The 24,592-nt window shown below is 64.5% G+C and carries 26 protein-coding genes and 2 pseudogenes; 16 read left to right on the forward strand and 12 right to left on the reverse strand.

Translation table 11 applies throughout. From position 1 onward, the window contains the following. Positions 1 to 392 precede the first annotated feature (392 nt). Genes E1288_RS48285 through E1288_RS34290 form a run of 4 tightly spaced genes read left to right on the forward strand, consistent with a single transcriptional unit; the run spans position 393 to position 3,138 of the window. Complete coding sequence (locus E1288_RS48285) at positions 393 to 950, forward strand: reverse transcriptase domain-containing protein (RefSeq protein ID WP_207954716.1); 558 nt, start codon at positions 393 to 395, stop codon at positions 948 to 950. Next, positions 851 to 1,570 carry a reverse transcriptase/maturase family protein gene (locus E1288_RS50525; protein ID WP_408014255.1) on the forward strand — a complete coding sequence of 240 codons (720 nt, stop codon included), beginning with the start codon at positions 851 to 853 and terminating at the stop codon, positions 1,568 to 1,570. The genes E1288_RS48285 and E1288_RS50525 overlap by 100 nt, the downstream gene beginning before the upstream one ends. After that, complete coding sequence (locus E1288_RS48295) at positions 1,530 to 2,171, forward strand: group II intron reverse transcriptase/maturase (RefSeq protein ID WP_408014248.1); 642 nt, start codon at positions 1,530 to 1,532, stop codon at positions 2,169 to 2,171. The genes E1288_RS50525 and E1288_RS48295 overlap by 41 nt, the downstream gene beginning before the upstream one ends. Positions 2,172 to 2,202: 31 nt before the next feature. Further along, entirely contained in the window at positions 2,203 to 3,138 is a 936-nt protein-coding gene (locus tag E1288_RS34290; RefSeq protein WP_165968403.1) for a transposase, read from the forward strand. 16 nt (positions 3,139 to 3,154) lie between these two features. Here the strand turns inward: E1288_RS34290 and E1288_RS47365 are convergent, their stop codons facing one another. Further along, a complete protein-coding gene (locus E1288_RS47365; protein ID WP_165968404.1) occupies positions 3,155 to 3,403 on the reverse strand; it encodes a hypothetical protein in 249 nt (82 codons plus the stop codon). Positions 3,404 to 3,610: 207 nt separating this feature from the next. Here E1288_RS47365 and E1288_RS47370 point away from each other — a divergent pair, with 207 nt between their 5' ends. From E1288_RS47370 to E1288_RS34310, 3 genes are all read left to right on the forward strand, one after another. Beyond that, positions 3,611 to 4,036, forward strand: a complete 426-nt coding sequence (locus E1288_RS47370; protein ID WP_165968405.1) for a polyprenyl synthetase family protein — start codon at positions 3,611 to 3,613, stop codon at positions 4,034 to 4,036. A 619-nt stretch (positions 4,037 to 4,655) separates the two neighbouring features. Then, positions 4,656 to 5,774: a terpene synthase family protein gene (locus E1288_RS34305; protein WP_132492720.1), complete on the forward strand. Its 1,119-nt coding sequence runs from the start codon at positions 4,656 to 4,658 to the stop codon at positions 5,772 to 5,774. A gap of 490 nt (positions 5,775 to 6,264) precedes the next feature. After that, positions 6,265 to 7,674: a cytochrome P450 gene (locus E1288_RS34310; RefSeq protein ID WP_235884005.1), complete on the forward strand. Its 1,410-nt coding sequence runs from the start codon at positions 6,265 to 6,267 to the stop codon at positions 7,672 to 7,674. A 294-nt stretch (positions 7,675 to 7,968) separates the two neighbouring features. Here E1288_RS34310 and E1288_RS50530 read toward each other — a convergent pair whose 3' ends face one another. Then, complete coding sequence (locus tag E1288_RS50530; protein WP_132492722.1) at positions 7,969 to 8,607, reverse strand: DUF4158 domain-containing protein; 639 nt, start codon at positions 8,605 to 8,607, stop codon at positions 7,969 to 7,971. After that, positions 8,604 to 8,954, reverse strand: a complete 351-nt coding sequence (locus tag E1288_RS49935) for a DUF4158 domain-containing protein (RefSeq protein WP_132492724.1) — start codon at positions 8,952 to 8,954, stop codon at positions 8,604 to 8,606. Before E1288_RS49935 ends, E1288_RS50530 begins: the two co-directional genes overlap by 4 nt. A 211-nt stretch (positions 8,955 to 9,165) precedes the next feature. On the opposite strand from E1288_RS49935, the gene E1288_RS34325 reads away from it, so the two are divergent. From E1288_RS34325 to E1288_RS34340, 4 genes are all read left to right on the forward strand, one after another. Next, positions 9,166 to 9,450 (forward strand): hypothetical protein, encoded by a 285-nt coding sequence (locus E1288_RS34325; protein ID WP_132492726.1) that lies wholly within the window; start codon positions 9,166 to 9,168, stop codon positions 9,448 to 9,450. Positions 9,451 to 9,640: 190 nt separating this feature from the next. After that, a complete protein-coding gene (locus E1288_RS34330) occupies positions 9,641 to 10,018 on the forward strand; it encodes a hypothetical protein (protein WP_132492728.1) in 378 nt (125 codons plus the stop codon). A gap of 27 nt (positions 10,019 to 10,045) precedes the next feature. Continuing rightward, positions 10,046 to 10,267, forward strand: coding sequence for a transposase (locus E1288_RS50535; protein WP_165968406.1), 222 nt, complete (start codon positions 10,046 to 10,048; stop codon positions 10,265 to 10,267). Beyond that, positions 10,264 to 10,545, forward strand: coding sequence for a hypothetical protein (locus tag E1288_RS34340; protein ID WP_132492730.1), 282 nt, complete (start codon positions 10,264 to 10,266; stop codon positions 10,543 to 10,545). Before E1288_RS50535 ends, E1288_RS34340 begins: the two co-directional genes overlap by 4 nt. 414 nt (positions 10,546 to 10,959) lie before the next feature. Here E1288_RS34340 and E1288_RS34345 read toward each other — a convergent pair whose 3' ends face one another. The 3 genes from E1288_RS34345 to E1288_RS34355 are packed head-to-tail and all read right to left on the reverse strand — an operon-like array spanning position 10,960 to position 13,876. Then, positions 10,960 to 12,402 (reverse strand): tryptophanase, encoded by a 1,443-nt coding sequence (locus E1288_RS34345; RefSeq protein WP_235884006.1) that lies wholly within the window; start codon positions 12,400 to 12,402, stop codon positions 10,960 to 10,962. 41 nt (positions 12,403 to 12,443) lie between these two features. Continuing rightward, complete coding sequence (locus E1288_RS34350) at positions 12,444 to 13,124, reverse strand: O-methyltransferase (protein WP_235884007.1); 681 nt, start codon at positions 13,122 to 13,124, stop codon at positions 12,444 to 12,446. An 11-nt stretch (positions 13,125 to 13,135) separates the two neighbouring features. Beyond that, positions 13,136 to 13,876, reverse strand: coding sequence for a hypothetical protein (locus E1288_RS34355; RefSeq protein WP_132492734.1), 741 nt, complete (start codon positions 13,874 to 13,876; stop codon positions 13,136 to 13,138). Positions 13,877 to 14,740: 864 nt separating this feature from the next. Between E1288_RS34355 and E1288_RS47375 the strand changes: the two genes are divergently transcribed. The 3 genes from E1288_RS47375 (at position 14,741) to E1288_RS34365 (ending at position 17,435) form a co-directional block, all read left to right on the forward strand. Then, on the forward strand, positions 14,741 to 14,878 hold the full coding sequence (locus E1288_RS47375; RefSeq protein ID WP_165968407.1) for a hypothetical protein: 138 nt from the start codon (positions 14,741 to 14,743) through the stop codon (positions 14,876 to 14,878). A gap of 515 nt (positions 14,879 to 15,393) precedes the next feature. After that, a complete protein-coding gene (locus E1288_RS34360; protein ID WP_165968408.1) occupies positions 15,394 to 16,803 on the forward strand; it encodes an LVIVD repeat-containing protein in 1,410 nt (469 codons plus the stop codon). Positions 16,804 to 16,811: 8 nt separating this feature from the next. Beyond that, on the forward strand, positions 16,812 to 17,435 hold the full coding sequence (locus E1288_RS34365; RefSeq protein ID WP_165968409.1) for a DUF305 domain-containing protein: 624 nt from the start codon (positions 16,812 to 16,814) through the stop codon (positions 17,433 to 17,435). 32 nt (positions 17,436 to 17,467) lie between these two features. Here the strand turns inward: E1288_RS34365 and E1288_RS50540 are convergent. Continuing rightward, positions 17,468 to 17,665, reverse strand: a pseudogene (locus E1288_RS50540) (integrase core domain-containing protein); the annotation flags it as partial. Positions 17,666 to 18,212: 547 nt separating this feature from the next. Here E1288_RS50540 and E1288_RS34375 point away from each other — a divergent pair. Next, entirely contained in the window at positions 18,213 to 18,509 is a 297-nt protein-coding gene (locus E1288_RS34375) for a hypothetical protein (protein WP_132492742.1), read from the forward strand. Between the two features lie 592 nt (positions 18,510 to 19,101). Here E1288_RS34375 and E1288_RS49195 read toward each other — a convergent pair. The 3 genes from E1288_RS49195 to E1288_RS34390 all read right to left on the reverse strand — a co-directional run bounded on the left by E1288_RS49195 (position 19,102) and on the right by E1288_RS34390 (position 21,041). Further along, positions 19,102 to 19,368 carry a hypothetical protein gene (locus tag E1288_RS49195; RefSeq protein WP_235884008.1) on the reverse strand — a complete coding sequence of 89 codons (267 nt, stop codon included), beginning with the start codon at positions 19,366 to 19,368 and terminating at the stop codon, positions 19,102 to 19,104. Positions 19,369 to 19,641: 273 nt separating this feature from the next. Continuing rightward, on the reverse strand, positions 19,642 to 20,037 hold the full coding sequence (locus E1288_RS50545) for a hypothetical protein (RefSeq protein ID WP_456320515.1): 396 nt from the start codon (positions 20,035 to 20,037) through the stop codon (positions 19,642 to 19,644). Further along, the gene (locus tag E1288_RS34390) at positions 20,034 to 21,041 is read right to left on the reverse strand and encodes a 2-oxoacid:ferredoxin oxidoreductase subunit beta (protein ID WP_132492744.1); all 1,008 of its coding nucleotides are present in this window, start codon (positions 21,039 to 21,041) and stop codon (positions 20,034 to 20,036) included. The genes E1288_RS50545 and E1288_RS34390 overlap by 4 nt, the downstream gene beginning before the upstream one ends. A 224-nt stretch (positions 21,042 to 21,265) precedes the next feature. On the opposite strand from E1288_RS34390, the gene E1288_RS34395 reads away from it, so the two are divergent. Continuing rightward, on the forward strand, positions 21,266 to 22,477 hold the full coding sequence (locus E1288_RS34395; protein ID WP_132492746.1) for an IS110 family RNA-guided transposase: 1,212 nt from the start codon (positions 21,266 to 21,268) through the stop codon (positions 22,475 to 22,477). 85 nt (positions 22,478 to 22,562) lie between these two features. Here the strand turns inward: E1288_RS34395 and E1288_RS34400 are convergent, their stop codons facing one another. After that, complete coding sequence (locus E1288_RS34400) at positions 22,563 to 24,437, reverse strand: 2-oxoacid:acceptor oxidoreductase subunit alpha (RefSeq protein WP_132492748.1); 1,875 nt, start codon at positions 24,435 to 24,437, stop codon at positions 22,563 to 22,565. Further along, positions 24,434 to 24,592 (reverse strand): annotated as a pseudogene (locus E1288_RS49205) (flavodoxin-dependent (E)-4-hydroxy-3-methylbut-2-enyl-diphosphate synthase); the annotation flags it as partial. The gene E1288_RS34400 and the pseudogene E1288_RS49205, both read right to left, overlap by 4 nt.

The following is a 24,592-nucleotide window of genomic DNA, read 5'->3' on the forward strand; positions in this document are numbered from 1 at the left end:
GTTGGAGGCGGCGCGTTGTGGGACCCGCGTGATATGGCGAAAGCTGGATTGTCTGAATCCCAATTCCCAGTTGATGGAAGGTCGCATCCGTCGGAAATGACGTCCGAAGCCGACGCCGTGCTCTGCTCCGGTTTGGTGCCATGGCCGGGGCAACCTCCGGAGCACGGAACGATGTCCAATGAGGACATTGAAGGGGATGAGTGGGACGCCTACGTCACGCTGTCATGTACGGCCAGGGCGAACATGGGATCGCCTACGGGACGCGAGTCCTATGGCGACGGAGGTCTGGTAGTAGTCGCCGGAGTCACGCCCGGCCAAGGCGGACGGGAAGGCCGTCCACAGGGCGAAGCAGACCAGGTGATCGGACACTCAACGACCGGGAGGTATGCGTAATGCAGAGCGCCGAAACGGTGCTGGGTGTCCTGCGTGAGCGTGGCAGGCGTGGCCTGCCGTGTGATGAGCTGTATCGGCAGTTGTTCAACCCGCAGTTGTATCTGCTGGCCTATGGGCGCATCTACTCCAACCATGGGGCGATGACGCCTGGGGCCTCCGGGGAAACCGTGGACGGCATGTCGCTGAGCAAGATCGAGCGCATCATTGATGCGCTGCGCCACGAGCGCTACCGATTCAGCCCTGCCAGGCGGATATATATCCCGAAGAAGAACGGGAAACGCAGGCCGCTGGGCTTGCCGTCGTGGTCGGACAAGCTGGTCGGTGAGGTGGCGCGTCTGTTGTTGGAGGCGTATTACGAGCCGACCTTTTCCGACCGGTCACACGGTTTTCGCCCCGGACGGGGATGCCACACCGCGCTGCGCGACGTGGCCAACACCTGGACCGGGACGACCTGTTCATTGAGGGAGACGTCTCCGACTGCTTTGGGAGTTTCGATCATCAGATCATGCTGTCCAGGCTGGCGGAGAAGATCCAGGACAACCGGTTCCTGCGCCTGATGCGTAACATGCTCAAGGCCGGATACTTGGAGGACTGGGTATGGAACGCGACGTTGAGCGGGGTTCCGCAAGGCGGCGTGGTCTCGCCCGTCATGTCCAACATTTACCTGCATCGACTGGACGAGTTCGTCGCGACAGTGCTCATTCCGGAATACACCCGGGGGCGGATCAGGAAGCAAGACACTGAGTACGCTCGGGTGCGTGCGGCACGAGACCGAGCGCACAAGCGCGGCGACCGCGTCACGGCGCGGGAACTGCGTAAGCAGTTGCGCGGTATGCCCAGTGGGGATCCCCGCGATCCGGGCTTCCGGCGGCTGCACTACGTCCGGTATGCCGACGACACCCTTTTCGGTTTCACCGGACCCAAGGCCGAAGCCGAGGAGATCAAACAGCGCCTGACGACATTCCTACGTGATGACCTCAAGTTGGAACTCGTCCGAGAAGACGTTGATCACGCACGCCCGTACAGGGGCGGCGAAATTCCTCGGCTACGAGATCACCGTGCTCCACAACGACCGCAAGGTCACCCGTGGCCGTCGCAGTGCCAACGGCGTCGTCAGCCTGCGGGTGCCGGAGTCGGTGATCAAAACCAAGAAAGCCCCCTACCTGTCGCGCGGTAAACCCGAGCGCAGGCCCCATCTGATCAACGAGGACGACCACACCATCGTCAATACCTATGGGGCCGAGTGGCGGGGCATCGTCCAGTACTACCTGCTGGCCGGGAACGTCCATCGTCTCTACCGACTGCTCTGGGTCATGGAGACCTCGCTGCTGAAGACCTTGGCCAACAAGCACCGCTCGTCGGTGTCGACGATGGCCCGCAAGTACGCGGCCACCGTCAACACCCCGCACGGGCTGCGCAAGTGCTTCGAGGCCAGGATCGAACGCAGTGGCAGGAAGCCACTGGTCGCACGGTTCGGCGGTATTCCTTTGAGAAGGCAGAAGGACACGGCGATCTCCGACCGTGTCTTGGTCCCGGGAGTCGTCCGCCATAAGGAGTTGGTCACCCGGCTCTTGGCGGATCGGTGCGAACTCTGCAAGGGCACGGACGGCATCTCGGTGCACCATGTCCGACAGCTCGCAGACCTCGATCGACCAGGACAGCCACAGCCGGAGTGGGCGCAACTGATGGCACGGCGGCGGCGCAAGACCCTGGTGGTCTGTCGCGAGTGCCACAATGCAATCCACTCTGGACAACCTGCTCCGCGTCTCACGCAGTAGTCACCGGAGAGCGACGTGCGGTGAAAGTCGCATGCGTCGTTCGGGCTGGGGGCCGCTGGAAAAGGACCCGCACTGCGGGCACCTCGCCGGCGGCCCACCAGTGCCCGTATGGAACAACCTCTCCACCGCAGTGGAGAAGGTGATCCACCGCTGCCGGTCCTGCCTGCAGGACAAGCCCGCCGATGAGATCCGGAAGCTGCCGACTCCCGAGGCAGGCTCGTCGGAAGGACCGCTGGCCCAGCGGATCCGGCAACGACAACCGCAGGTTCAGCGGATGATCGCCCGGGGCTGGACGATCTCGGCGATCGCCCGCGAGCTGAACCTGGACCGCAAGACGGTGCGCCGCTACGCCCGTGGCGACATCACCAGCCTGATGAACTCCGAGGTACGCCGGAGAAGCCTCATCGACGCCTTCGTGCCCTACCTCCAGCAGCGCTGGAGCGAGGGCTGCGTCAACGCCGCGACCCTCTATACCGAGATCAAAGCCCAGGGCTACCGAGGCAGTGCCCAGACCGTGCGCCGTCACCTGCAGCACTGGCGCATCGCCAGCGCCCCCGCCGAGGCACCGCCCACTCTTACCCCCCGGAAAGTGACCGCCTGGATCATGCGACGGCCCGAGGATCTGGACGACGACGAACGGCAGCAGCTAGACGCGGTCCTGAGCCGCTCGGAGGAAGTCGCCACCACATCCCGGCTCGCAGCCGAATTCACGCTGCTGCTGCGCCAACACCGCGGCACCGAACTAGACACCTGGTCCGACCAAGCAGAAGCCAGTAGTGTCCGCGAGATCCGCTCGTTTGCCACCACCCTGCGCCGCGACTGGGACGCCGTGGTCGCCGGACTGACCCTGCCGCACAGCAATGGCCCTACCAAGGGCAACGTGAACCGGTTGAAGCTCATCAAGCGTGCCATGTTCGGCCGCGCGAACTTCGACCTGCTGCGCCGCCGAGTACTCGCCAGAACATGACCGGCCACCAGCCGCGTCACCGAATATGTGCCAGAACCACTTTCAAAGAGCGCCTACAGAACTGCTCCCGCGTTCGCTCGGCAAGCACCGAACCGGCCACGCGAGGCGTTGCGTTCCAGGAAGCGGCGAAGGCGACGACGCTTTTCTCGGCTGCCGCGGCCAGGTTGTTGGGGCGGGCCTGGGCGCGGTATCCGGATTGCTCCGGGTCCGTTTCCCAGGCCCGCCGAATCCGCTGTTCCACGTGACGGAACACGCTCTTCGCCATCTGAACGCGATCGCTTCTACTACTCGAGTACGGACTGGCCCCCAAGGAGGCGCTAAAGGTGTTGTCGTCCTCGCTCCCACTTCTCCTAAACGTCCGGGGTTCGTGCCTGGCTCACCGGCGAGTTGCGGCAGCGGACCAGCGATGCGTGGACATGGCTGCGCGCGCATCTCATCAGCGCGGTGTCGGACGACGGTGGTCTGCGGACCGTTGCGCCAGCAGGGTTCTCGAGTCAGCACTGAACGAATCCGCGCCGCGCTGGCCCTGTGGTCAGCCCAAGCAGTCGGCGCCGATCCGGCGGTCGGGCTGCTGGCAGCGATCGCCGGCGAACTCGTGCACGACTTCAGCCTGGTGCACGACGGCATCATGGACAACGGCCGACTACGCCAAGGCCGCCCCGCCGTCTGGACCATCTACGGCATCGGGCCAGCGGTCCTGCTCGGCAACGCTCTCCACACCTTCGCCCAGACAATCCTGTCCGAGACCGAACTATATGGCCATCGCGCCGCAGCGCGCCTGGCCACCACAGTCTGTGATTCGTGCCGCGGACAGGCCGCCGACTTCCAGTTCGAACACCGCGACCGGTCTTGGTACAGGGATACCTGTCCATGCTGGAAGGCAAAACCGGCGCGTTGATGCGCGCCGCCACCACCATCGCCGAGCTCGACCGACTCGGTCACCACCTCGGCGTGGTGTTTCCAAGTGGTCGACGACCTACTCGGCCTCTTCGGCAACCCTGACAACACAGGCAAACCGGCACACTCCTACCTGGCCCGCCGCAAGAAATCCTCCCCGTCCTCGCCGCACTAGAGTCCCCATCGCCAGCCGGAAACGAACTTGCGGCACCGCTGCGACACCCGAACTCTCCTAATCGGACCTCGCACACGCCATCACACTCGTCGACCAAGCAGGAAGCGCCACACGAGCCCCGCAGCGAATGCGCCTGACACCACAAACACGCACGCGCAGTCCTGGGACGCCTGCAACTTTCCCACTACGTCGAAGAGATGACGCTGGAACTACTAGCCTTTGTCGCTGAGCGCTCCAGGTAAGACAAACCTGTCCTCCAACACCAGCAGCGAATAACGGGATCATCTTTGATTACAGTCCCGTGCAGGCATGTGGCAGTTGATACAACAGTGTTCACGATCCGTCATGCTGCATCCCTCTTGTAATGAGTCTCCTCAAACTAAAGCGAGCCCTCAAGATATGTCATCCGATTGGCTTTCCCTTTATAAGTTTTAGGAAGTATGAAATGAGTTCCGCTTCCCTTGCTGGTATCAACGTTGATATCCCTCCCATTTGGTGTCCGATTGAGTCGGCCGTCCATCCGCAGGTGGCTCGGATCAATGCACGTATCACACCTTGGTTTTCCAGTTTTGATCTTGATGCGCTCACCATGAAACGAATTGGTCCAACCCACTCCGGTGAATGGGTGTGCCGTGTCGCGCCGGACGGCGAGGAAGAACACCTGCAGATCTTCGCGGACTGGGTCTGCTGGGCATTTCTGTTCGACGACTTCTATTCCGACGGCGGGCCGCTGATGAATCGCCCGGACCTGTACAACCCGATGATCTCTATGATGCTGGGAAATCTCACACATCCCGAGCGGCCGGTATTCGACGGAAATCCCTTCACTGAGCCGTTGTGTATGCTGCGTCGTCGGTTGCAGCGGGTGGTGTCGCCGGCGCAACTGGAGCGATGGGTGCACTGTCACTACATATGGCTTCTGGGGAGCGCCTGCTCAGTCAGTGATCGCCTCGGAGCCCGGGTCCGCAGCCTCGACGAACACATGTTCATCGGCGCCCTGGACCGGGGCGAGGATCTCACCACTCTCTTCATCGAACTCTGCGAGAGAACCGAGCTTTCTGCAGCGGAGCGCAACTTGCCACAGGTGCGGGCCATTACGGGCGCCACCAACGTCCTCGTCACTGGCTACAACGACGTCGCCAGCTTCCGACGAGAAGTCCTCCAAGATTCACCCGAGTCAAACCTCGTTCGTGTGCTGCAAAATGAACGGAAGTGCTCCCCTCAAGATGCGATGACCGAAGCGATAACGCTCCTGGATTGCGTGATGCACCTGTTCGTGACGTTGCGAGAGCAGATCGAACCCACCGCCAGCACGCAGCTCGTCCGCTACATGGCCCAGCTTGCCCACAAGATCCGCGGAAACATCGACTGGCAACGCACTGTGCCCCGCTACAGCAACGACATGCGACTTGAACTCGCCGATCCCAGCGGTGAAACCCGCGAGTCTCCGGCACGTCCCCCCGCTGGCTCTCAGTTCGAGTTCACAGACCACCCATCCCACTCTGGCCTCATCCCCGTCGCACCATCAGTGAGTTGGTGGTGGGAGGTCGCCGCACGCCTGTAGTGACGCGACTGAAAGTCGCGGATCGCGCCGTAGGACTAAACATATACACGTTGCAAGGATGGCAGCACGCCCACGAGGTGAACTCATTCGAACGGACTCCCGCACGGAAAAGCGCGACGACGTGCAGTGCAGCCCCTTCGTCAGCTTGGCTGCGCGGCCCGCGATGAGCATAAAGCGCCATGGTCAGGGCGGCGTTGCGGGGGAGCTGTCGCCGTAGGACCTATACGCAATTTGACGGTAGCGAAGGGGCGATTCGCCACCGCACGACCGATGAACGACCAACCACCCGTGTCCAACCAAACCCATACCAACAGCCCCGCAGTAGCAGAAGAGCACATGGCGACGCGCGCCTCGATTTTTTCTCAACGAATATACTGCCATTCCTGCGTCATCTAATGCAACCGACACATGGCCCGATAGAGCCATGTCGGGAAGACCGTAACCGAGGTTGTCGAGGTAATGGTCTAAGCGCTAGCCCTCATGAGGAGCAATGATGGAAATGTTGCGTTCGATACCCATCGCGCCGAAGGCACTGCCTTTGCTCGGTCACTTCGCTGCCCTTTCGCGAGATCCATGGAAGTTCATGGCTTCGCTGCCTGCTCACGGGGACCTGGTTCGGATTCGCGTGGGGCCCATCACCATGGTCGTCATTTGTGACCCGGAGTTGACCCGCGAGGTCTTGCGTGATGGTCGCACCTTCGACAAGGGCGGTATGTTCTACAACCGGTTCGCCGAAGTGGTGGGCAATGGCATCCTCACCTGTCCGCACAGTGAGCATCGCCAACTGCGACCGTTGGTCCAGCCTGCCTTCCGCTCGACCCGTCTACCCGGCTACGCGCAGACCATGACCCCCTGTATCGACGACGTCACTGGTTCCTGGTACGACGGCCAAGTCCTGAACGTAATGGCCGAGATGATGGCGTTCTCGTGTCGACTCGCAATGACCACTCTGTTCTCCGACGCGCTACCCCAATCGGTGCTCCCCCATGCGGTCAGCGACTTGAACACCGTCATCGGCGGGATTTTCCGGCGCATGCTCATGCTACCGCCGTTGGATCGGCTGCCCACTCCTGGCAACCGTTCCTACCGGCGGGCTAGCCTTCGCCTCCGCCAGACCTTCCGGGAGATCACCGGCAGACGTCGTGCCACCGGCGTCGACCACGGCGATCTGTTGTCAGCTCTGCTGACTGCCCATGCCCCCGGAACCGATGGCCGTGGGCTGACCGACGAGGAAATCACCGACACGATGGTCACCTTCTTCGTGGGAGGCGTGGAGTCCGTTGCCACCACTCTGGCATGGGCACTGCACCTACTCGCCCAGCATCCATCGATCGAGCAGCAACTGCACGACGAAGTCGACGCGGTCCTCGCTGGCAGGGCGGCCACCCACGCTGATCTGCCCAAACTGCAACAGACCCAACGCATCATCACCGAAACCCTCCGGGTGTACCCGACTGGCTGGTTCTTTACGCGATCTGTCACTACCACTACTCGGCTGGGGCGATACACCCTCCCCGCCGGCACTACCGTCGTCTGTAGCCCCTACCTCATCCACCACCGCGACGACCTGTACGACCACCCCAATTCCTTCGCCCCAGACCGATGGGATCCGCGCCATCCGCAGCCGCCGCGCACCGCCTACATCGCGTTCGGCGGAGGTGCCCGCAAATGCATCGGGGACATCTACGGCACGATCGAAGCCACGCTCGCCTTGGCGACCATCGCCGCCCGCTGGCGCCTGACACCCCTTCCTGGACAACGCGTCCGTCCCGCCGTAGCAGCCGCGTTGCGGCCGCGCGAATTCGCCATGCGTCTCACCTCTCGGAGCGCGCCACCCCGTTCCGAGGTACTCGCCGATGGTGTGCGCGAGTTCGAGGGTGGTAAGGGGGTTGTCCCGTAGGAGTGCTGGCCAACGGCCGGCTCAGCCGAATTGTCCGAACGTTCGGGTGGCGAGACATGGCGGCAACTGACGCTGCTCGACGCGCCTGCGGTCGACCGGATGTGACCTCACCGGCGTCACCGCGACCGCACATGTCCTGCCGGATTCGTGGTGGAACGGTCTGCGGTCGTCCCTGACCGCCCTCGCCGGTCATCGCAGCGACCGGCGAGGGCTCGATCAGGACAGCGTGATCCGCCACATCACCAGGATCTTCGGCCACGAGATCGACACCACCGTCACCGAATGGGCCGCCTGCTACGGTGACCTGCACTGGGGTCGCCGCCGACGGCCACCTGCTCGACTGGGAAGGCTGGGCCACGCGCCCTGCGGCCTCGACCCCGCCACCCTCTGGGGCATGGCGCTGCCGCACTCCGAGATCGCCGACCGCGTCCAGCGCGCGTTCGCCCACGACCTCGACACCGTACTGGCCGGATCATCCAGCTCATGTGGTGCGCCACCGCCATCCACGCCGCAGGGCGCCGTACCGACCGCGACCATCGGGACAGCTCGGCCAACTGCCGCGGCGGCACCACCACCTCTGTGTCGATCTCGGCGAACCCCAGGCCCAGAATCTCCGCAGCCCGCTGGGGGCGCATCGACCATCGCCGGACCCGACATCCGCGTCGGTGGCCGCCGCAGCTTGTCCAGCTGCGAATTCCGGTGCCCCTCCGGAACCTCCAACAGCCCGTCCAGAGCGGCGCGCTGCTCGTCGTCGAGCAGCTGGTACAGCGTCTCCCACAGCCTCGGGGTCGCTGCCTTCTGGCGGGAGGCGACCAGCCGCCCCAGCGTCGTCACGCCCGGCCGCAGTACGCGGCGCTCCCGCAGCCACGCCACCGCCGTATCGAACAGCGCCTTCGGACCGTCACCCGTGTCCAGGCGCGGGCCTCGATTCACTCACCGAGCTCGTCCTCCACAGTGGAGAACTCCCGCCAACCGCCAGACTGCTCCCGCTTGCCGTAGGACTTCACGCACGACGCGTCTGCGATGCCGAGTTGCTCGGTGAGGTAGTCGACCAACTCGACCGGCACCTCCAGCGGATCGTCGAGGAACGCACCGACGTTGCGAACGGTCACCAGCTGCAAGCTGAAACCGAGCTTGTTGTGATCGCGACGCTTGGACTCCACCAGGCCCCGGTCGACGTCATCGAGGAAGAAAAACCGCTCCAACTCGGGCCGAGACAACGACTCGGGCAACCGGCCGTAGGCCGTCGCTCGCTCATCGGACAGGAACTCAACGGGCAACGCAGTGCCTCCTACTGCTTACACCGCCCACCATGGCGGAACTGCGGCGTGCCTCAGCAGCAGTCAGCACCCAAGGCCAACTCGCCAACCAGCAGGTCACGGCTTGGTGCCAGTTTTCGTTCCGATGTTGATACCACCACGAGCAGCCACCCGCGCCGGGCGTGATGGGCCATGGTGGAGATCTGAGTGATCACCGTGGAGAGGTGGGTTCGTGGCGTTTGTCAACGGCGCGCTGGAAGCGGCGTTCATGGGCCGCGTTCGTGGGGTTGATCTGCAGCGGTGCTTGGTGGTGCCGATCGACGTCGGCAAGCGAGTGGCGATGGGCCTGGTCGCCGGTCACTATGGCGAGATCGTGGTCGCTTCGTCCGAGTTCCCGTTGAACGAGGCGGGTTTTCGGGAACTGCCAGGTCGTGTTGTCCAGGCGCAGCAAGCGCGGGATGCCGTGATGTGTTGGTCGGGGTCGAGTCCGCCGGCCACTATCACCGCACGCTCGTGACACGCCTGTGCTCGGCCGGATTCGGGGTCGTCGGCCTGAACCCGGCCGCGGTCGCCGATGCTCGTGGCCAGCAGCTGTTGCGCCGCCTGGTGTCCGATGCCCGACGGCGCGATGGTCGAGCTGCTCGTGCTGGGAGCCGGCCGACCGCCGCAGGAACGGACGGAAGGCCTGGCAACCCAAGCGGCGTAGGGTGGCGCACCGCAAGCGCCGAGTCGCCGCGTTCGTCGGTCTGAGCAACCAGATTCACGCCCAGCTTGATCAGGTCTTCCCAGGTTTGACCGGCTGCTATGCGCACGGCCTGGAGGCCGCATCGCTGCGGGTCATCATGCGCGACATCCCGGATCCGGCCCGGGTGCAGCGTCTAGGCGTCGAAGGACTGGTGAAGTTCGTGCGCCGCCGCGGGGTGCGCATGACCAGGCCGAAGGCGACGCAGATCGTGGAAACCGCGCGACTCGCCCTCCGGCTCGCCGAGACCGACCACGCTGCGGCCCTGGCGGTCCTGTCCGCGGACGTCGCCCTCTACGACGCCCTGGACAAGGAACTCCAGCACACCGTTGAACAGCTATAAGCGATTCCGCCCGACACGCCGGCCAACGTGCTCACCTCGATCCCCGGGGTCGGGGTGCTCGCAGCCAGCGCATACGGCGCCGCCTTGGGCGATCCCCACCGATTCCGCAACGGCGCCGGCGCCTACCGGGCTGCCGGGCTGGTGCGGCCCCCTACGAATCCGCCGGAAAAGCCCGGCGAGGCACCTACATCAGCCGGGAAGGATCGGTCGAGCTTCGCCAGGCGATTCTCGACCTCGGACGCGGAATGAGCCTGCACCACCCTGACTTCCGGGCCTACCGCCGTCGAATGATCGGCGAGGGCAAGGCACCCCTGGTCGCGGCGATCGCGGTCGGCCACCGCGCGCACCGCCTGGCCTTCGCACTGATGCGAACCCAGAAGTTCTACGACGCGGACCGCTGGACGCGGTCCGTTTCCCAAGGCGGCGAGCAGATCCGTCATGGTGCAACCCGTACCACGGGTCACCAGGGCGACGTAATCTGCTCGCCACAGCCCACCGCCGCGCACTCGGAGGACGCGAGCAAGTAGCCGCCGCTCCCGTGACCTGCGGCAGCGGCCTTGGTGGCGGGGGCCCGGTAGGACGCACGAGACCGTGCAGGGCGGCGAATTCCGGCACGGTTGTGTGGCGCCCTCCGGCGAGGGACGTGAACACGCCGAGTTGGTCGGCCGGCGCCAAGGCTTTGAACGCATACACGTCGGACGTCAGCTCCATCAAATGCATGGGGCTGACGGTGGTGGTCGTTTTTCCGTCATGGATTTTGCTCCTTGGGTGTGATCGACGCGGCGGGGTGAGAGACTGGCGAATGCCGGTGCCCGGGGATCGGGGGCCGCGAGCCTGCGGGTGAGGGGACGCTGGGTCAATTCGGCGTCCAGTAACTGGACGCCGCACCCTGGCGTCCCGGATGCTCGACGATGAACGCGAAACATCAGCTGGCTTGACGGTCAGCCTTTCTGGGCCGCTGTCAGCGCGGTGTACGGTCCGGAGACCCCGTCGGCCGAGCCCGCGGGCACTGGGGCGAAGCGCGCCTGGAAGAAGCGCAGGGTCGCGGGTTCGTGTGTGAAGGAAAGGCCGGTGGTGACGGCCTGGCAGTGCTGGGCGGTGCGGATGACGCTGTCCGCGACCACGTCGAGGTGGCTGCGGGTGTAGACCCGGCGCGGGATTGCCAGCCGCACGAGCTCTAGCCGGGGGTGCCTATTTTCGCCGGTGACCGGGTCGCGGCCGGCGGAGACCACGCCGCGTTCGGCGCCGCGGGTGCCGGAGTCCAGGTAGAGCGCGGCGGCCAGGGTCTGGGCGGGGAACTGGTCTCGTGGAACGGCAGGCATGATTGCGGCGGCGTCTAGGCAGACTGCATGCCCGCCGATCGGCCGTACCACGGGCACACCTGCCTGAATCAACCGTTCCCCCAGGTAAGCGACCTGCTGGATCCGCGCCCGGATGTTGTCCTCCTGTACCGACTCCTCGATGCCGCGGGCCACTGCCTCCATGTCCCGCCCGGCCATTCCGCCGTAGGTGTGCAGTCCTTCGTACACCACGACGAGGTTGCGGGCCTGCTCTGCGAGCCCGGGATCGCGCACGGCCAGCCAGCCGCCGATGTTGGCGTAGCTATCTTTCTTCGCCGACATGCAGGCGCCATCGGTCAGCGCGCACATCTGCCAGAGGATTTCGGCGACGCTGTGTTCACCCCAGTCTGGTTCGTGCTGCTGGATGAACCAGGCGTTCTCCACCGCGCGGGCGGCGTCAAGGATGACCGGAATCCGGTGCTGGGCGGTCAATTCACGCAGCGCCGTCAGGTTGGCCATGCTGATCGGCTGTCCGCCGGCCATGTTGACTGTGGCAGCCACACTGACGTACGGGATGGTGTCTGCGCCAACCTTGTGGATGAGCCGCTCGAGCGCATCCAGGTCTACATCGCCCTTGAACGGATGCTCTGAGGAGGGATCGTGTGCCCTACTGACGATCACGTCGTGGAAGGAGCCGCCGTTGAGCTCCTGGTGGGCGCGGGTGGTGGTGAAGTACATGTTCCCTGGGATGTGGCTGCCGGGGCGAACCAAGCACCGGGACAGGATGTTCTCCGCACCCCTGCCTTGGTGGACGGGGATGACGTGTGGATAGCCGTAGTACCTCTGGACGGCAGCTTCCAGCCGGTAGAAGCTGGACGATCCGGCGTAGGCCTCGTCACCGATCATCATCCCAGCCCACTGCCGGTCGGACATGGCGTTGGTGCCCGAGTCGGTGTAGAGGTCGATGTAGACCTCGTCCGAGCGCAGCAGCGAGACGTTGTAGCCGGCGGTCAGGATCGCTCGCTCGCGTTCCTCGCGGGTAGGGATTCGGATCGGCTCGACGACCTTGATCCGCCAGGGCTCGGCTGTATAGGGCACGGTCACGTTCGTCTCCTCTGTCCTTGTGCTGAACGGGGCTGCGCAGGCTATCGGCGTTCGGGCAGTTTGCGGGCAATGGTTAGCCCATCGGCGATCGGGAGCAGGACCGACTCGACACGCTCGTCGGCTCGTACCCGGTCGTTGAAGGCCCGGATAGCCCGGGCATTACCGGTGGCGTCCGGGCTGGCCGCTTCGCCGTAATACAAGACGTTGTCTGCGAGCAATAGCCCGCCGGGGCGTACTCGGGGAACCAGCAGTTCCCAATAGGCCTCGTATCCGGTCTTGTCGGCATCGATGAATACCAAGTCGATCATCTGACCGGTGGGCAACGTTTCGAGGGTCTCCGCCGCCGGCCCGATTAGCGCTTCGATACGGTCCGCGACGCCGGCCTGTTCCCACGCGTCCTGCGCGATCCTCAACCACTCCTCGGACAGGTCGCAGGTTGTTACCCGGCCGACCCTAGGCATACCCAGGGCGAAAGCGAGGGTGGAGTAACCGGTGAAGGTTCCTACTTCGACGACCCACCTAGCGCCGATCAGGCGGGTGAGCAGCTTCAAGAACACTGCTTGTTCGTGCGGAATCTGCATCTCGGCGCATCCACCAAGAGCCCGAGTCCGGTCGATCAAGTACTGTTGCACCGGTGTGGGCGGCTGGGCTTGTTCCACCAGGTACTGATAAAGAGGTGGAGTGATCTGAAGCGTCTTGATATCGTTCGCGTTGGCGGTCACGGGAAGTCCCTTCATCGGCGCTGTCGAGGTAGACTCACCTGTTGTGAGATGACGATTTCGCTGATCCTCAGCAGTAGGTCTCCGGCGTCTTCCTCGAATTGTTCGAAAGCGTCCCGCAGCGCCGCGTCGCGCGGCGCCGGTATCGCGTCCTGCCGGGCGGGGGCAGAAGCTGGATCGCTCAATCTGTGGGCGGCGATATCACACATCACTTGGGCAAAGCGGCGGACCAGCTGCGCTGCGAATGCTCGTCGACACAGGGTGCGTCGCTGGACCTGGAAGAAAGCATCGAAGACATCACGTTCGGCCCCGGTCGGTGCGTGCCCCGGGTGGTGCCCGGCCTCCCGCAAGAGGGAGGCGCCATTCGGAACAAGTTTCTTGGCGACGGCCATGTGCAGCCGATGATTGCGCTTGGCGGCGCTTGTCAGCGGGGCGATGACAGATTCAGGGTGTTTGTTACGGATCCCCCGCAGGGCTAGCATGACCGGCTCGTAGTCGCGAGCCCACTTGCCGCTGAAAGCCGCGTTGCAGGCCATCATTTCCGCCCGCACAGTCGCGGCGTAGTGCTCGGCCGAGCAGCTTCCGGTGTAGAGGAACAACAAGGAGTACGCGTCGAACAGCCGCGCCGCAGTATGGACGTCATCAGTCGTGGGGGCGGGACTATCCGCAATCGCTTGCAAACATCGGGTCTGCAACTGCCAGACGCCGAACGCTGCGTGGTGCCCCACCATCCACCGGTAGCGGATCCGTTCCACCAGGTCGAGCGGGGCCTGCAGAACGGAAGGCTGTCCACCGTGTGCAGCGTGGCGTAGTGCGCGCAAATCTTCTTCGGTTGGCTGGGTGCACCCTGGCATTCCCTCTGCCACGTGTGGGCAGGGCGAGGGCTCCTCTTCCGGCATCGTCAGCACAAGAGGGGCAACGTCACCGTACGCGGAAGGAGCGGAAACGCGGAAGCACACATCGCTAGTGGTGGAAGATCTCATGAGTTGCTCCTTGGTGCGAGGCAAACGGCTCACCGTTGCTGTGGTCGAAGCCCCTAACGACGCGGTGGAGTTACTTGTCCCGTGCCCAGTCAGGATCGATAGGCACGACCATTTTCAGGAGGCGGTCGACGAAGGACGTACGTGCGGGCCGGGCTATGTCCATGGCCAGGCAGACTCTGCGGCACGCCCAGCCGGCGCCCGAAGGGGTTATGTCCTAACGCATCGTGTCGATCATCCTCTGTGGATAGTTATTGACTGTGGTGATGACTCCGGATGGGGCCGACAGGCTTCGTTTGGCGGCTGGTGATTTCGCCGCGCGGATGCTGGAGGGCTGCTGCTGCGGTCGGATCGCGGAGTCAGGGCGAGCTGTACGCGTGTGGGTTGTTGACCGAAGAAGCGCGGAAGTCGATGCTTCCGATAGCCGCGCGGCTTGGTCTGATCACCACATGCCGCATCTGCAAGCGCCCCTTCAAGATAATGACACAGAAGTACTATTAGTAATATTTACCGCAATGTGTCCGAGTCTTGGGTCGTTGTGCGATCGCATCGGGGACCGCAGCACGTCCGGATCCTTTCCTGGCCGCCTTTCTCGAAGCAACATCCCTCCACAAGAGATGTCCGATGTGTCATCGCAAAGTGACCGTCTGGACTTGGCAGGGCGGCGATGTGCTGCTGTCGGCGGCGTTGCCGCGTGTGCCGCTGATGGGTGTCGCCTCCTTGCGGCGCGCGTTGAAGAAGTCGACGTCGTTGACAACGCTGTCCAGGAGTCGGTAGAACTATGCGGCAGGAACGCTCCACAAGCACGTGCCCGACGGCGAACGGCGGCTGCGAGAGCACGCAGTCGAGGAACTGGATCTCGGTCTTCTGGTCGTTGCGCGGGGAAATCCTGTGATCCGCAGCCGGGTGCAGTCGTCGATCGCGGTGAACTGATAACTTCCCGCACCGACCGGCCGGCTTGATCGGTACGCCGGTCCTTCCCGTCCTCCGGAGCGATTCGGCGAGTTTGAGGTCGATCTACCGTGTCCGAAGCCGGACGTGGCACTTGTTAGTGCAGTGCATTGACAGCCGTCTTGAGAGTGCGTTCAAGCGATCGGCAAACTTCGGCAATCCAGATTTCATGTCGGTCCGATCGAGTCGAGTCAAGAGCGAGTTCAGCGCAGAATCTGCCGGCCACTGCGACGCGCAGAACGGCGCGCATATCCGTGTGAATGTGTCATGGAAGGGTGTACGAAGTGGCACGAAGACGATTCCGGTCAGGTACGACACCGAAGTGGTGGAGCAGGCAGGTCGTGCTGGGGGTGGCGATCGCCATCGTGACGGTCGGCTTACCGGCCTCGAGCACTGCTGGCGAGCCAGAGTCCCTGTTGGTGAATCGGGTCGCCGAAGCCGACTGCGGCCCCGGCTCGCGGCCGGAGACCGGTGTTCAGGGGCAGGTGCCCAAGGTTGACCGTGACAGTGGGCGGAACAAGCTGGGCTACTGGTGCAATCTCGTTAGGCTGGGTGGCTATCAGGGCGAAGGCGCGGCGTGGGTGAACCCGTCCTACGACACGTGCGCCTACATGGCGACCGCGTTCCTGGGGACGCTGGGGAAGCGGTCGCAGGGCACACAGGTCGTCGACGTTTCGGACCCGCGGAATCCTCGGCTCTCCACCAACCTCACCAGCCCTGCCATGTTCACCTCGCCCTGGGAAAGCCTCAAGGTGAACGAGAAGCGCGGGCTGCTGGCCGGAGTGTCGGGCGGAGGGGCGTTGGGGGCGCTGTTCTTCGACGTCTACGACATCTCCCAGGATTGTGCGAGGCCGCGGATCCTCAACGGCGCCAACGGCACCAACCTGACAATGCCGGCGAACGTGCTCGGGCACGAGGGCGAGTGGGCCCCTGACGGCAATACTTACTACGCCAGCGGCGTTGTCGGGGGCTCGTTCACCGCGATCGACGTCTCCGATCCCACCAAACCACGCATGATCTTCACTGGCCTCGCCGGCATCCCGGCCAACCACGGATTTTCTCTCAGCGCCGACGGCAACAGGTTGTACATGACACGGGCCGCTCCTCCGGGCGTCGACATCTTCGACGTCAGCGCCATCCAGAACAGGGAACCGGCCCCGGCGATCAATCAGATCGGGAGTGTGTCCTGGAGCGACGGCCTGTTCACGCAACACACCATTCCCATCACGTATCAAGGTAAGCCCTACCTCGTCGCAGTCGATGAATTTAACAACGGCGGCGTCCGGTTCATCGACATCAGCGACGAACGCAACCCGAAGGTTACCCATCAGCTGAAGCTCGGCATCAATGCTCCCGAGCACGCAGCCGAGCGGATCGAGGACACCGTCGGGAACGGGCTCTTCGGCTACGAAGCTCACTACTGCTCGGTGGACCGTGCCGATGAGCCGCGCAAGCTCGCCTGTGGCTGGTTCCAGTCCGGCGTGCGGGTCTTCGACATCCGTGATCTTTCCCAGGTCAAGGAGATCGCCTACTACAACCCACCCGCCCAATCCGACAACAAGGCCAAGCTCAAAGGGTCCGAACATGCCTACGGCATTGGCGCGCCCATCGGGGGCGGCCTCACCGGGTCCAACCTGACCGCCGACTGGTGCAGCTCGCCCCCGCGGTTCGCCGGTTCGGACCAGCTCTGGGTTACCTGCCAGGACAACGGGTTCCTGGCCCTGCAACTCACCAACGGTGCACAAGGATGATCCGGCGCTTGCTGCTCGCGCTGTGCGGGCTCGCGCTACTGGCGGGCGCAGCGCTCATCGGTGCTGCGCTGGCCACTCCTCCCGACAGCCACCACCACGAGTCAGGCGGCAACATCATGCCATCCGCAGTCGACGTGGGCTTCCTGCAGGACATGATCGTCCATCACCAGCAGGCCGTGACCATGAGCGAGATCGTGCGCAGCGGGGCGGGCGTTGAGATCGCTGGCCTGGCCGACGTGTTGCGGGGTAACCAACTCCTGGAGATAGGCCAGATGACGGGTTTCCTGCAGGTATGGGACAAGCCGCTCATCTCCTCGATCGCACCGATGGACTGGATGTCTGGCGGTGCCGAAGGCCACCAAGCCCACCACGACGGCAGCCAGCACGATGCGATGCCCGGTATGGCAACGCAGGAACAGCTGAACCGACTGGGAGAGCTCGCCGGTAGCGCGAAAGAGGTCTACTTCCTGCAACTCATGGTGCGCCATCACCAAGGCGGTGTGCTCATGGCGGACTATGCGGCCACCCATGCCGCTACCCCTCAAGTCAAGGCACTCGCTCAACGCATAGCCGTCGAACAGTCCAAGGAAAACCAGCAGTTGACTGCCTTCCTCGGCCAACGCGACCCATAACGAGAGAAGCATGGTGTCCCGGCTGCAAGGACTCATTGCCACGGCAAGCGTCCCGGGCCTGTGAAGTGCCCAGGGGTTCGTAGAGATCTTTCTTGTTCAGGGTGCTTGCGGGCCTTGTTCCAGACTCTCCGCCAGTTGACGTGTTCGTACTCGGTGGGTGGGACGTAGTCCAGTGCCGAGTGCGGGCGCTCATCGTTGTACCACGCGACCCAGGCGGACACGGCACGCTCGACTTCGTCGGAAGCCCGTCACGGGGTCAGATGTCGATCAGTTTGGCCTTGAACGTGCTGTTGAGAGCTCAGCCATCGCGTTGTCGAAGTCAGCCACCAAGCCACCAAGCCACCGAAGCCGATGCGCCTACTTCGGACAGGCGGTCGGTGTAGCGGATCGAGACGTACTGCGTCAGCGTCGCCGAACGCCATGGACGCAACACGCGACCACGTTGCCAACCCGACCTGGACCCGCAACTGGCGCGTACCACGAAGGAACCTGAGCCAGAGCTCACACGAAGGGATTTCAGGCTCACCGCTGATCGGGCCCAAATCCGCAGCCCGATCTTCCCGAGGACTACTGGCACACGGCCGGAAACGCACTGTACTTTCGGGCCGAGATGTGCGTCCTACCGACTCCAAGAAGCTCGCAAACTCCGGCAAGAAGTCAGGAACGAGGTAGAAACGGGGCGTCCGAATGGTTTCGAGGATTTGGGAGTGAATGAACATGAGGAAAGCGGTTTCGAGCCGGGTCACCAGGGCGGCGGGGGTCATCGGTGCCTTCAGCGTGGCGATCACCTTGGCCTCCACAGGGATGGCGCAAGCGGCCACCCCTGGCACCTTGAAGGTCTGCACTGGAAAGGACTTCTTCGTCACGGTGAAGCTTCCTGGACGTGGTGGTTTCAGCTTCACGCCCGCCAAGCGCCCCAACGAAGCGACCTGTGCGACTATCGACCTGGGCGGGAACACCAACGAACGGGTCGACGTGTTCACCCTGGACCGCTACATGGGTTCGTTCATCTACAATGGTCAGCGGGGCGCTGAGGTGCACGGAATCCCCGGACCGAGCTTCTACGTGTCCTGACGGCACAAACGGGCGCGTTGCCATCAAAGCTCGATGAGCGACCGCAAGACTACGGGGCCGCCGGAGAAAACTCTGGCGGCCCCGTGCGCAAACCCAGGCGATCGCCGCAGGGTAGCGGTGCTCGATGCCAAGTGGCGGCCTCTGAATATCTCGAAGCGGACGCAGTGATCAGGAACGCCGTGCACGCAGCGCTCGGTTGAATGCGGTGGCGCCCAGGTCGAGGAAGTACTCATCTCAGCTGACCTGATCAGGGTGGCCCCGCATCCGCGCTGCAGCCCGCCATGCCGCCGGCGACCGGGATGCATTTGTGCAGCTTCACGTGTACCTTTCCGGTCTACCCAGGATGGTCGAGGTGGCACGCGAACGCGGACACTGTTCGTGCGGCAAGGCTGTCCGGTCCTGTTGGGACAATGTCGGCGCCTTCGCCATGCACGGCGATGCCGGAGCCGGTGGTGCCGGGCTTTACGTCGTCGTAGGGGGAGTGGCGTGGAAGACCCCGGCCAGAGCGTGGAAACCGTCGCTGCGCAAGTCACCGACGAACAGTTTGAAGGTTGATCGTGGCTGGGACTGGGACCGGTATGTCAGACAGGGATTACCGCCAGCAGCTCGGTCGTACGAGTACGCGCCCACCGCTCTGCGGCCGGCACTGCAGGCGAGGAAGGCCGCCACCGCCTCGTTGTTCGACGCGGTAGATAGCAGGCAGCCAGCCGCCCGCCCTGCCCGCGTGTTCGATCGCTGGGAAGGTTTCGTGGTCCACCGGTTCGAAGGGGCAGGACAGCTGCTGGTTCCACGTGCAGAGGTTCGCTGCACCGGCGACCCGGTTCGGCCAGCCGAGGGCCAGTGAGATTGGCAGACGCATGTCCGGCGGGCTGGCCTGCGCCAGCGTCGATTCGTCAGTGAAGGTGACCACGGAGTGGATCACTGACTGGGGTGCGCCACGATGTCGATCGGGTCGTAGGGGATGCCGAACAACAGGTGGGCTTCGATGAGCTTGAGGCCATTGTTCACCATGGTCGCAGAGTTGATCGTTCACGAGCGGCCCCCTGTCCCAAGTCGGGTGTGCCGGGGCGTTCCGTACGGTCACCGGCCAGGTCGACGCGTTCTTGCCGCGAAACGCGACCTCCGGACTCGCTCAGCACGTCGGAGTTGACCGGCACCAGCTGACCGGGTGAGGCCGCCGCTTGCACCAGCTGGCCGCCGACCACCAGGATTTTTTGTTCGCTAGAGCCAGTTGCCGGGTATGGCGTTCAGCATGGCGTCGGCCGGGAGTGGTGTTGAGCAGTTCGGACGTCTCATCGAGTCCGGTGAGGACGTTGCCCAGGTAACCCAGGGCGCGGCGTTCCTGCGCTGCCTCGGTCTTGACCGCGTTGATGCGAACGCCGAACCTGACCGCCTGCGCGCCGAGGAGTTCGGCATTGCCACTGCGGCCAGTCCCGCAACGTGGAACGTATCCGGGTTCGCCGCGATGATGTCCAGCGCCTGGGTGCCGATGGACCCGGTCGAGCCGAGAATGGAGGACGCTGGTCATGGGGAGACCTGCCAGGTGTCGCGTCCTGCCAGCAAGCTCGCCAGGTCCGGCGGTCGGTTCTTGGTGGCGTTCACCTGTGCGCGGGCCAGGTCGTCGTAGACAGGCCGGCCGACGCAGCGGAAGACACCGGTCAGTGTTCGGTCCAGTTGGGACAGTTGGAACGCGTAGGACGGGTCGGGGATCGTCGTGTCGTGGATGACAGGCTCGCCGTCGGTGGTGAAGGCGAGTGTGCCATCCGATTGGCGGATGAGGATCTTGTTGCCGTCGCGGATGGGCTCGCCGTGGCGCAACGCGACGGGTTGTTGTTTGGCCAGTTCGAAGGCGCCGTCGTTGAAGATCGGGCAGTTCTGGTAGATCTCCACCAGCGCCGAGCCCCGGTGCTCAGCAGCGGCCCGCAGCACCTCGGTCAACTGCTTACGATCGGAGTCCAGTGCCCGCCCGACGAAGGTCGCCTCCGCGCCCAGAGCCAGCGAGACCGGGTTGAACGGGTGATCCAGCGAACCCATCGGGGTCGACTTGGTGACCTTGCCTTCTTCCGAGGTGGGCGAGTATTGACCCTTGGTCAGACCGTAGATCCGGTTGTTGAACAGCAGAATGTTCAGGTTCACGTTGCGGCGCAGGGCGTGGATCAGGTGGTTGCCGCCGATCGACAACGCGTCGCCGTCACCGGTAACCACCCATACCGACAGGTCCCCTCGGCTGATGGCCAGACCGCTTGCGATCGCCGGGGCACGCCCGTGGATGGAGTGCATGCCGTAAGCGTTCATGTAGTACGGGAAGCGACTGGAGCAGCCGATACCTGAGATGAACACGATGTTCTCGCGCTTGAGCCCCAGCTCCGGCAGGAATGACTGCACGGCTGCGAGCACGGCGTAGTCACCGCAGCCAGGACACCAGCGGACTTCCTGGTCGGTCTTGAAGTCCTTGGCGGACTGCTTGCCGTCGAAGGTCGGCACGGCCGCCAGGCCGCCCATCGCCGGCAGGCCCAGGTCGATGCCGGTCATGCGGCGCTACCTTTCTGGTGTGCCTCCGGTCGTCCGGAAAGATCGGGGTGTGCAGGCGGGGCAGGGATGGCTTTCATGCAGGCTGCCCTTGAGGGCTCAGGAGGCTCGGCCCCCTGCCCCGCACCCTTGTTCTGACCGCTGATTAGGCACTGCGAACGATCGCTATGTAGGGCGTTGACGGCGGGACGGGGATGCATCGCACCGTCTGACTGATCGGAGGATCGATGGCAGTAAAGGTGGGAATCGATGTCGCCAAGGAGTTCCACTGGGTCGCGATCGTGGTGGCCGAAGCCGGGAAAGTCCTTGTCTCCCAACGTATCGATAACGATCCCGACAGTATCGACGCCCTGATCGGCCAGCTGCGGCAGGCCGAGGCCGACCACGGCGAGCTCACTGTCGCGATCGATTTGATGGGCGGTGTGGCCAGCCTGCTGACCGCGATGCTCATCGAGGCCGGGATCCGCCTGGTGTACGTGCCGGGCCTGGTGGTCAACCGCGCCCGCCGCGCCACCAAGGGCGGCGAGGCCAAGTCCGACCCCCGCGACGCCAAGACCATCGCCGACCAGCTGCGGCTGCACGATGACTGGCGCGAGGTCACCACCAGCGACGAGACCACGCTGGACCTGCGCATGCTGGTGTCCCGCCGCAGGGAACTCGTGGTGGACCAAACCCGCCGCCTGGCCCGGCTGCGGGAGACCTTGGCCAGCTTCTTCCCCGGCCTGGAACGCGCCGTGGACGTCACCAACCTCGGTGATCTCCAGTTGCTGGCCCGGCATGTCACCCCGGCTGAGATCCGCCGGGCCGGCCGACGCCGCCTCACCGAGTATCTGCTGCGGGCCGGTGCCAGCCGCCCCTACGCCGAAGCGCTGGTCGGCAAAGCGGTCACCGCCGCCGAGGCTCAGCGAACCGTCGTGCCCGGCGAGGCGCGGATGGCCGAGTTCGCCCGCGAGTTCGCCACCGAGGCCATCGCGGTCCGGCGCCGTATCGGGGAGCTGGATGCCCAGATCGCCGAGGATCTCGACCGCCACCCTGCCACGGCCCTCATCCGCAGCTTGCCGGGGATGGGGGCCACCCTGACCGGGGGGTTCCTCGCGGAGGCAGGAAATCTCACCCGCTTCGCCACCGCCGACCAACTCGCCTCGGCCGCCGGTCTGGCTCCGGTGCTGCAGCAGTCCGGCAAGATGCACTACCTGCGCCGGGCCACTGCCGGCAGCAAGACCCTGAAGTTCGTCTTCTACCAGTCCGCGTTTTGCGCCATCCGCACCGACCCCGCCAGCAAAGCCTTCTACCGGCGCAAACGCACCGAGGGCAAACGACATCACCAAGCCCTCATCGCGCTCGCTCGACGCCGCATCAACGTCCTGTTCGCGCTGCTGCGCACCCGCCAGCCCTACCAAGCCGACTACAGGACCCCCGACACGGCTACCGCTGCTTGACAACTTCATTAGGCAGCCTCCTCGATTCGCTCGGCGACCGCACGCCCGCATGGCGCGGTGTTGAATGGTGAACTCGCAAGCTCGTTCACGCTGCATCCAGTCCCTTCACGAGGCCAACGAAGACGTCCTGCAACTCCTCGGCCTTGAACGGCAGACCCGCGACCTTGGTGTGCGACACCGCGTCCACCAGGAACTTCGCGCGGACCAGCATCGCCAGCTGTCCCAGGTTCATCTCCGGCACTACGACCCTGTCGTAACGACTCAGCACCTCGCCCAGGTTGCGCGGGAACGGGTTGAGGTTGCGCAGATGGACGTGCGCGATGTCCATCCCCAGTCTGCGGACCCGCCGACACGCCGCGCCGATCGGTCCGAAGCTCGACCCCCAACCAAGCACCAGCGCCCGGGCGTTGCCCGACGGGTCGTCGACCTCGGTGTCGGGCACGTCGATGCCATCGACCTTGGCCTGGCGCAGCCGGACCATCTTGTCGTGGTTGTCCGGGGCGTAGGAGATGTTGCCGGTCCGGTCGGCCTTCTCCAGACCACCGATCCGGTGCTCCAGCCCCGGCGTTCCCGGCACCGCCCACGGTCGCGCCAGAGTCTGTGGGTCACGCAGGTAGGGCCAGAACTCGCCGGACCCGTCGGTGGCGTTCGGCTCGGTCGCGAACTCCACCGACAGGTCCGGGAGGTCCTCCACGTCGGGGATCAGCCACGGCTCCGAGCCGTTGGCGATGTAGCCGTCCGACAGCAGCAGCACCGGAGTGCGGTAGGTCAACGCGATCCGAGTCGCGTCCAGCGCCGATTGGAAGCAGTCCGCGGGCGAGCGCGGGGCGATGATCGGGACAGGGGCCTCGCCGTTGCGGCCGAACATGGCTTGCAGGAGGTCGGCCTGCTCCGTCTTGGTGGGCAGACCTGTGGAAGGGCCGCCGCGCTGGATGTCCAGCACGACCAGCGGCATCTCGGTCATCACCGCAAGGCCGATGGTCTCGGACTTCAGCGCGATACCTGGGCCCGAGGTGGCGGTCACGCCGAGCGCGCCCCCGAAGGAGGCGCCCAGGGCGGCACCGATCCCGGCGATCTCGTCCTCGGCCTGGAAGGTGGTGACGTCGAAGTTCTTGTGCTTGGCCAACTCGTGCAGCACGTCCGAGGCGGGGGTGATGGGGTAGGCCCCCAGGAAGACCGGGCGTTTGGCGCACTGGCCGGCCGCGACGACGCCGTAGGCGAGCGCAGTGTTGCCGGTGATCTGCCGGTAGGTGCCTGCGGTGAGCTTGGCCGGGGCGACCAGGTAGGTCACCGCGAACGACTCTGTGGTCTCGCCGTAGTTCCAGCCGGTGTGGAAGGCGAGGATGTTGGCCTCGGCGATGGCGGGGTTCTCGGCGAACTTCTCGCGTAGGAACCGTTCTGTACCGACGGTTTCCCGGTTGTACATCCAGGACAGCAGGCCGAGGGCGAACATGTTCTTCGCGCGTTCGGCATCCTTTTTCGACAGGCCGGTGGGTTCGAGTGCGGCGCGTGTGATGCTGGCCATCGCGACCTGGTGTACTTGGTAGCAGGCCAGTGACTGGTCTTCCAAGGGATTGCTGGTGTAGCCGACCTTGGCCAGGTTGCGCTTGGTGAACTCATCGGTGTTGACGATGAGGATGCCGCCGGCGGGCAAGTCGGCGATGTTGGTCTTGAGGGCGGCGGGGTTCATCGCGACGAGTACGTCGGGGCAGTCGCCGGGGGTGAGGATGTCGTAGTCGGCGAAGTGTAGTTGGAAGCTGGAAACGCCAGGTAGCGTGCCTTGTGGGGCGCGGATTTCGGCGGGGAAGTCGGGTAGGGTGGCGAGGTCATTGCCGAAGGTGGCGGCCTCGGAGGTGAAGCGGTCACCGGTCAGCTGGATGCCGTCGCCGGAGTCGCCCGCGAACCGGATCACGACCCGATCCACTTCCTTCAGAGCGGGACCGGGAGCGACGGCGGTCATGACAGGACCACCGGAGAGGAGCCGGGCACGGGCTCCATGTCCTCGGCGATGCGCATGGCCTCCTCGATCAGGGTCTCGACGATCTGGTGCTCCGGCACCGTCTTGATCACCTCGCCCTTGACGAAGATCTGGCCCTTGCCGTTGCCCGAGGCCAC

Origin of the sequence: Saccharopolyspora elongata (assembly GCF_004348985.1) — a bacterium.
GTDB lineage: Bacteria > Actinomycetota > Actinomycetes > Mycobacteriales > Pseudonocardiaceae > Saccharopolyspora > Saccharopolyspora elongata.

What these genes read in the sequence shown, in the direction of transcription:
- E1288_RS48285 (WP_207954716.1), top strand. Translation starts at nt 393, where the DNA reads ATGCAGAGCGCCGAAACGGTGCTGGGTGTCCTGCGTGAGCGTGGCAGG.
- E1288_RS34290 (WP_165968403.1), top strand. Translation starts at nt 2,203, where the DNA reads ATGCGTCGTTCGGGCTGGGGGCCGCTGGAAAAGGACCCGCACTGCGGG.
- E1288_RS47365 (WP_165968404.1), bottom strand. Translation starts at nt 3,403, where the DNA reads ATGGCGAAGAGCGTGTTCCGTCACGTGGAACAGCGGATTCGGCGGGCC.
- E1288_RS34305 (WP_132492720.1), top strand. Translation starts at nt 4,656, where the DNA reads ATGAGTTCCGCTTCCCTTGCTGGTATCAACGTTGATATCCCTCCCATT.
- E1288_RS34310 (WP_235884005.1), top strand. Translation starts at nt 6,265, where the DNA reads ATGATGGAAATGTTGCGTTCGATACCCATCGCGCCGAAGGCACTGCCT.
- E1288_RS34340 (WP_132492730.1), top strand. Translation starts at nt 10,264, where the DNA reads ATGAGCCTGCACCACCCTGACTTCCGGGCCTACCGCCGTCGAATGATC.
- E1288_RS49195 (WP_235884008.1), bottom strand. Translation starts at nt 19,368, where the DNA reads ATGCGTCTGCCAATCTCACTGGCCCTCGGCTGGCCGAACCGGGTCGCC.
- E1288_RS50545 (WP_456320515.1), bottom strand. Translation starts at nt 20,037, where the DNA reads ATGACCAGCGTCCTCCATTCTCGGCTCGACCGGGTCCATCGGCACCCA.
- E1288_RS34390 (WP_132492744.1), bottom strand. Translation starts at nt 21,041, where the DNA reads ATGACCGGCATCGACCTGGGCCTGCCGGCGATGGGCGGCCTGGCGGCC.
- E1288_RS34395 (WP_132492746.1), top strand. Translation starts at nt 21,266, where the DNA reads ATGGCAGTAAAGGTGGGAATCGATGTCGCCAAGGAGTTCCACTGGGTC.
- E1288_RS34400 (WP_132492748.1), bottom strand. Translation starts at nt 24,437, where the DNA reads ATGACCGCCGTCGCTCCCGGTCCCGCTCTGAAGGAAGTGGATCGGGTC.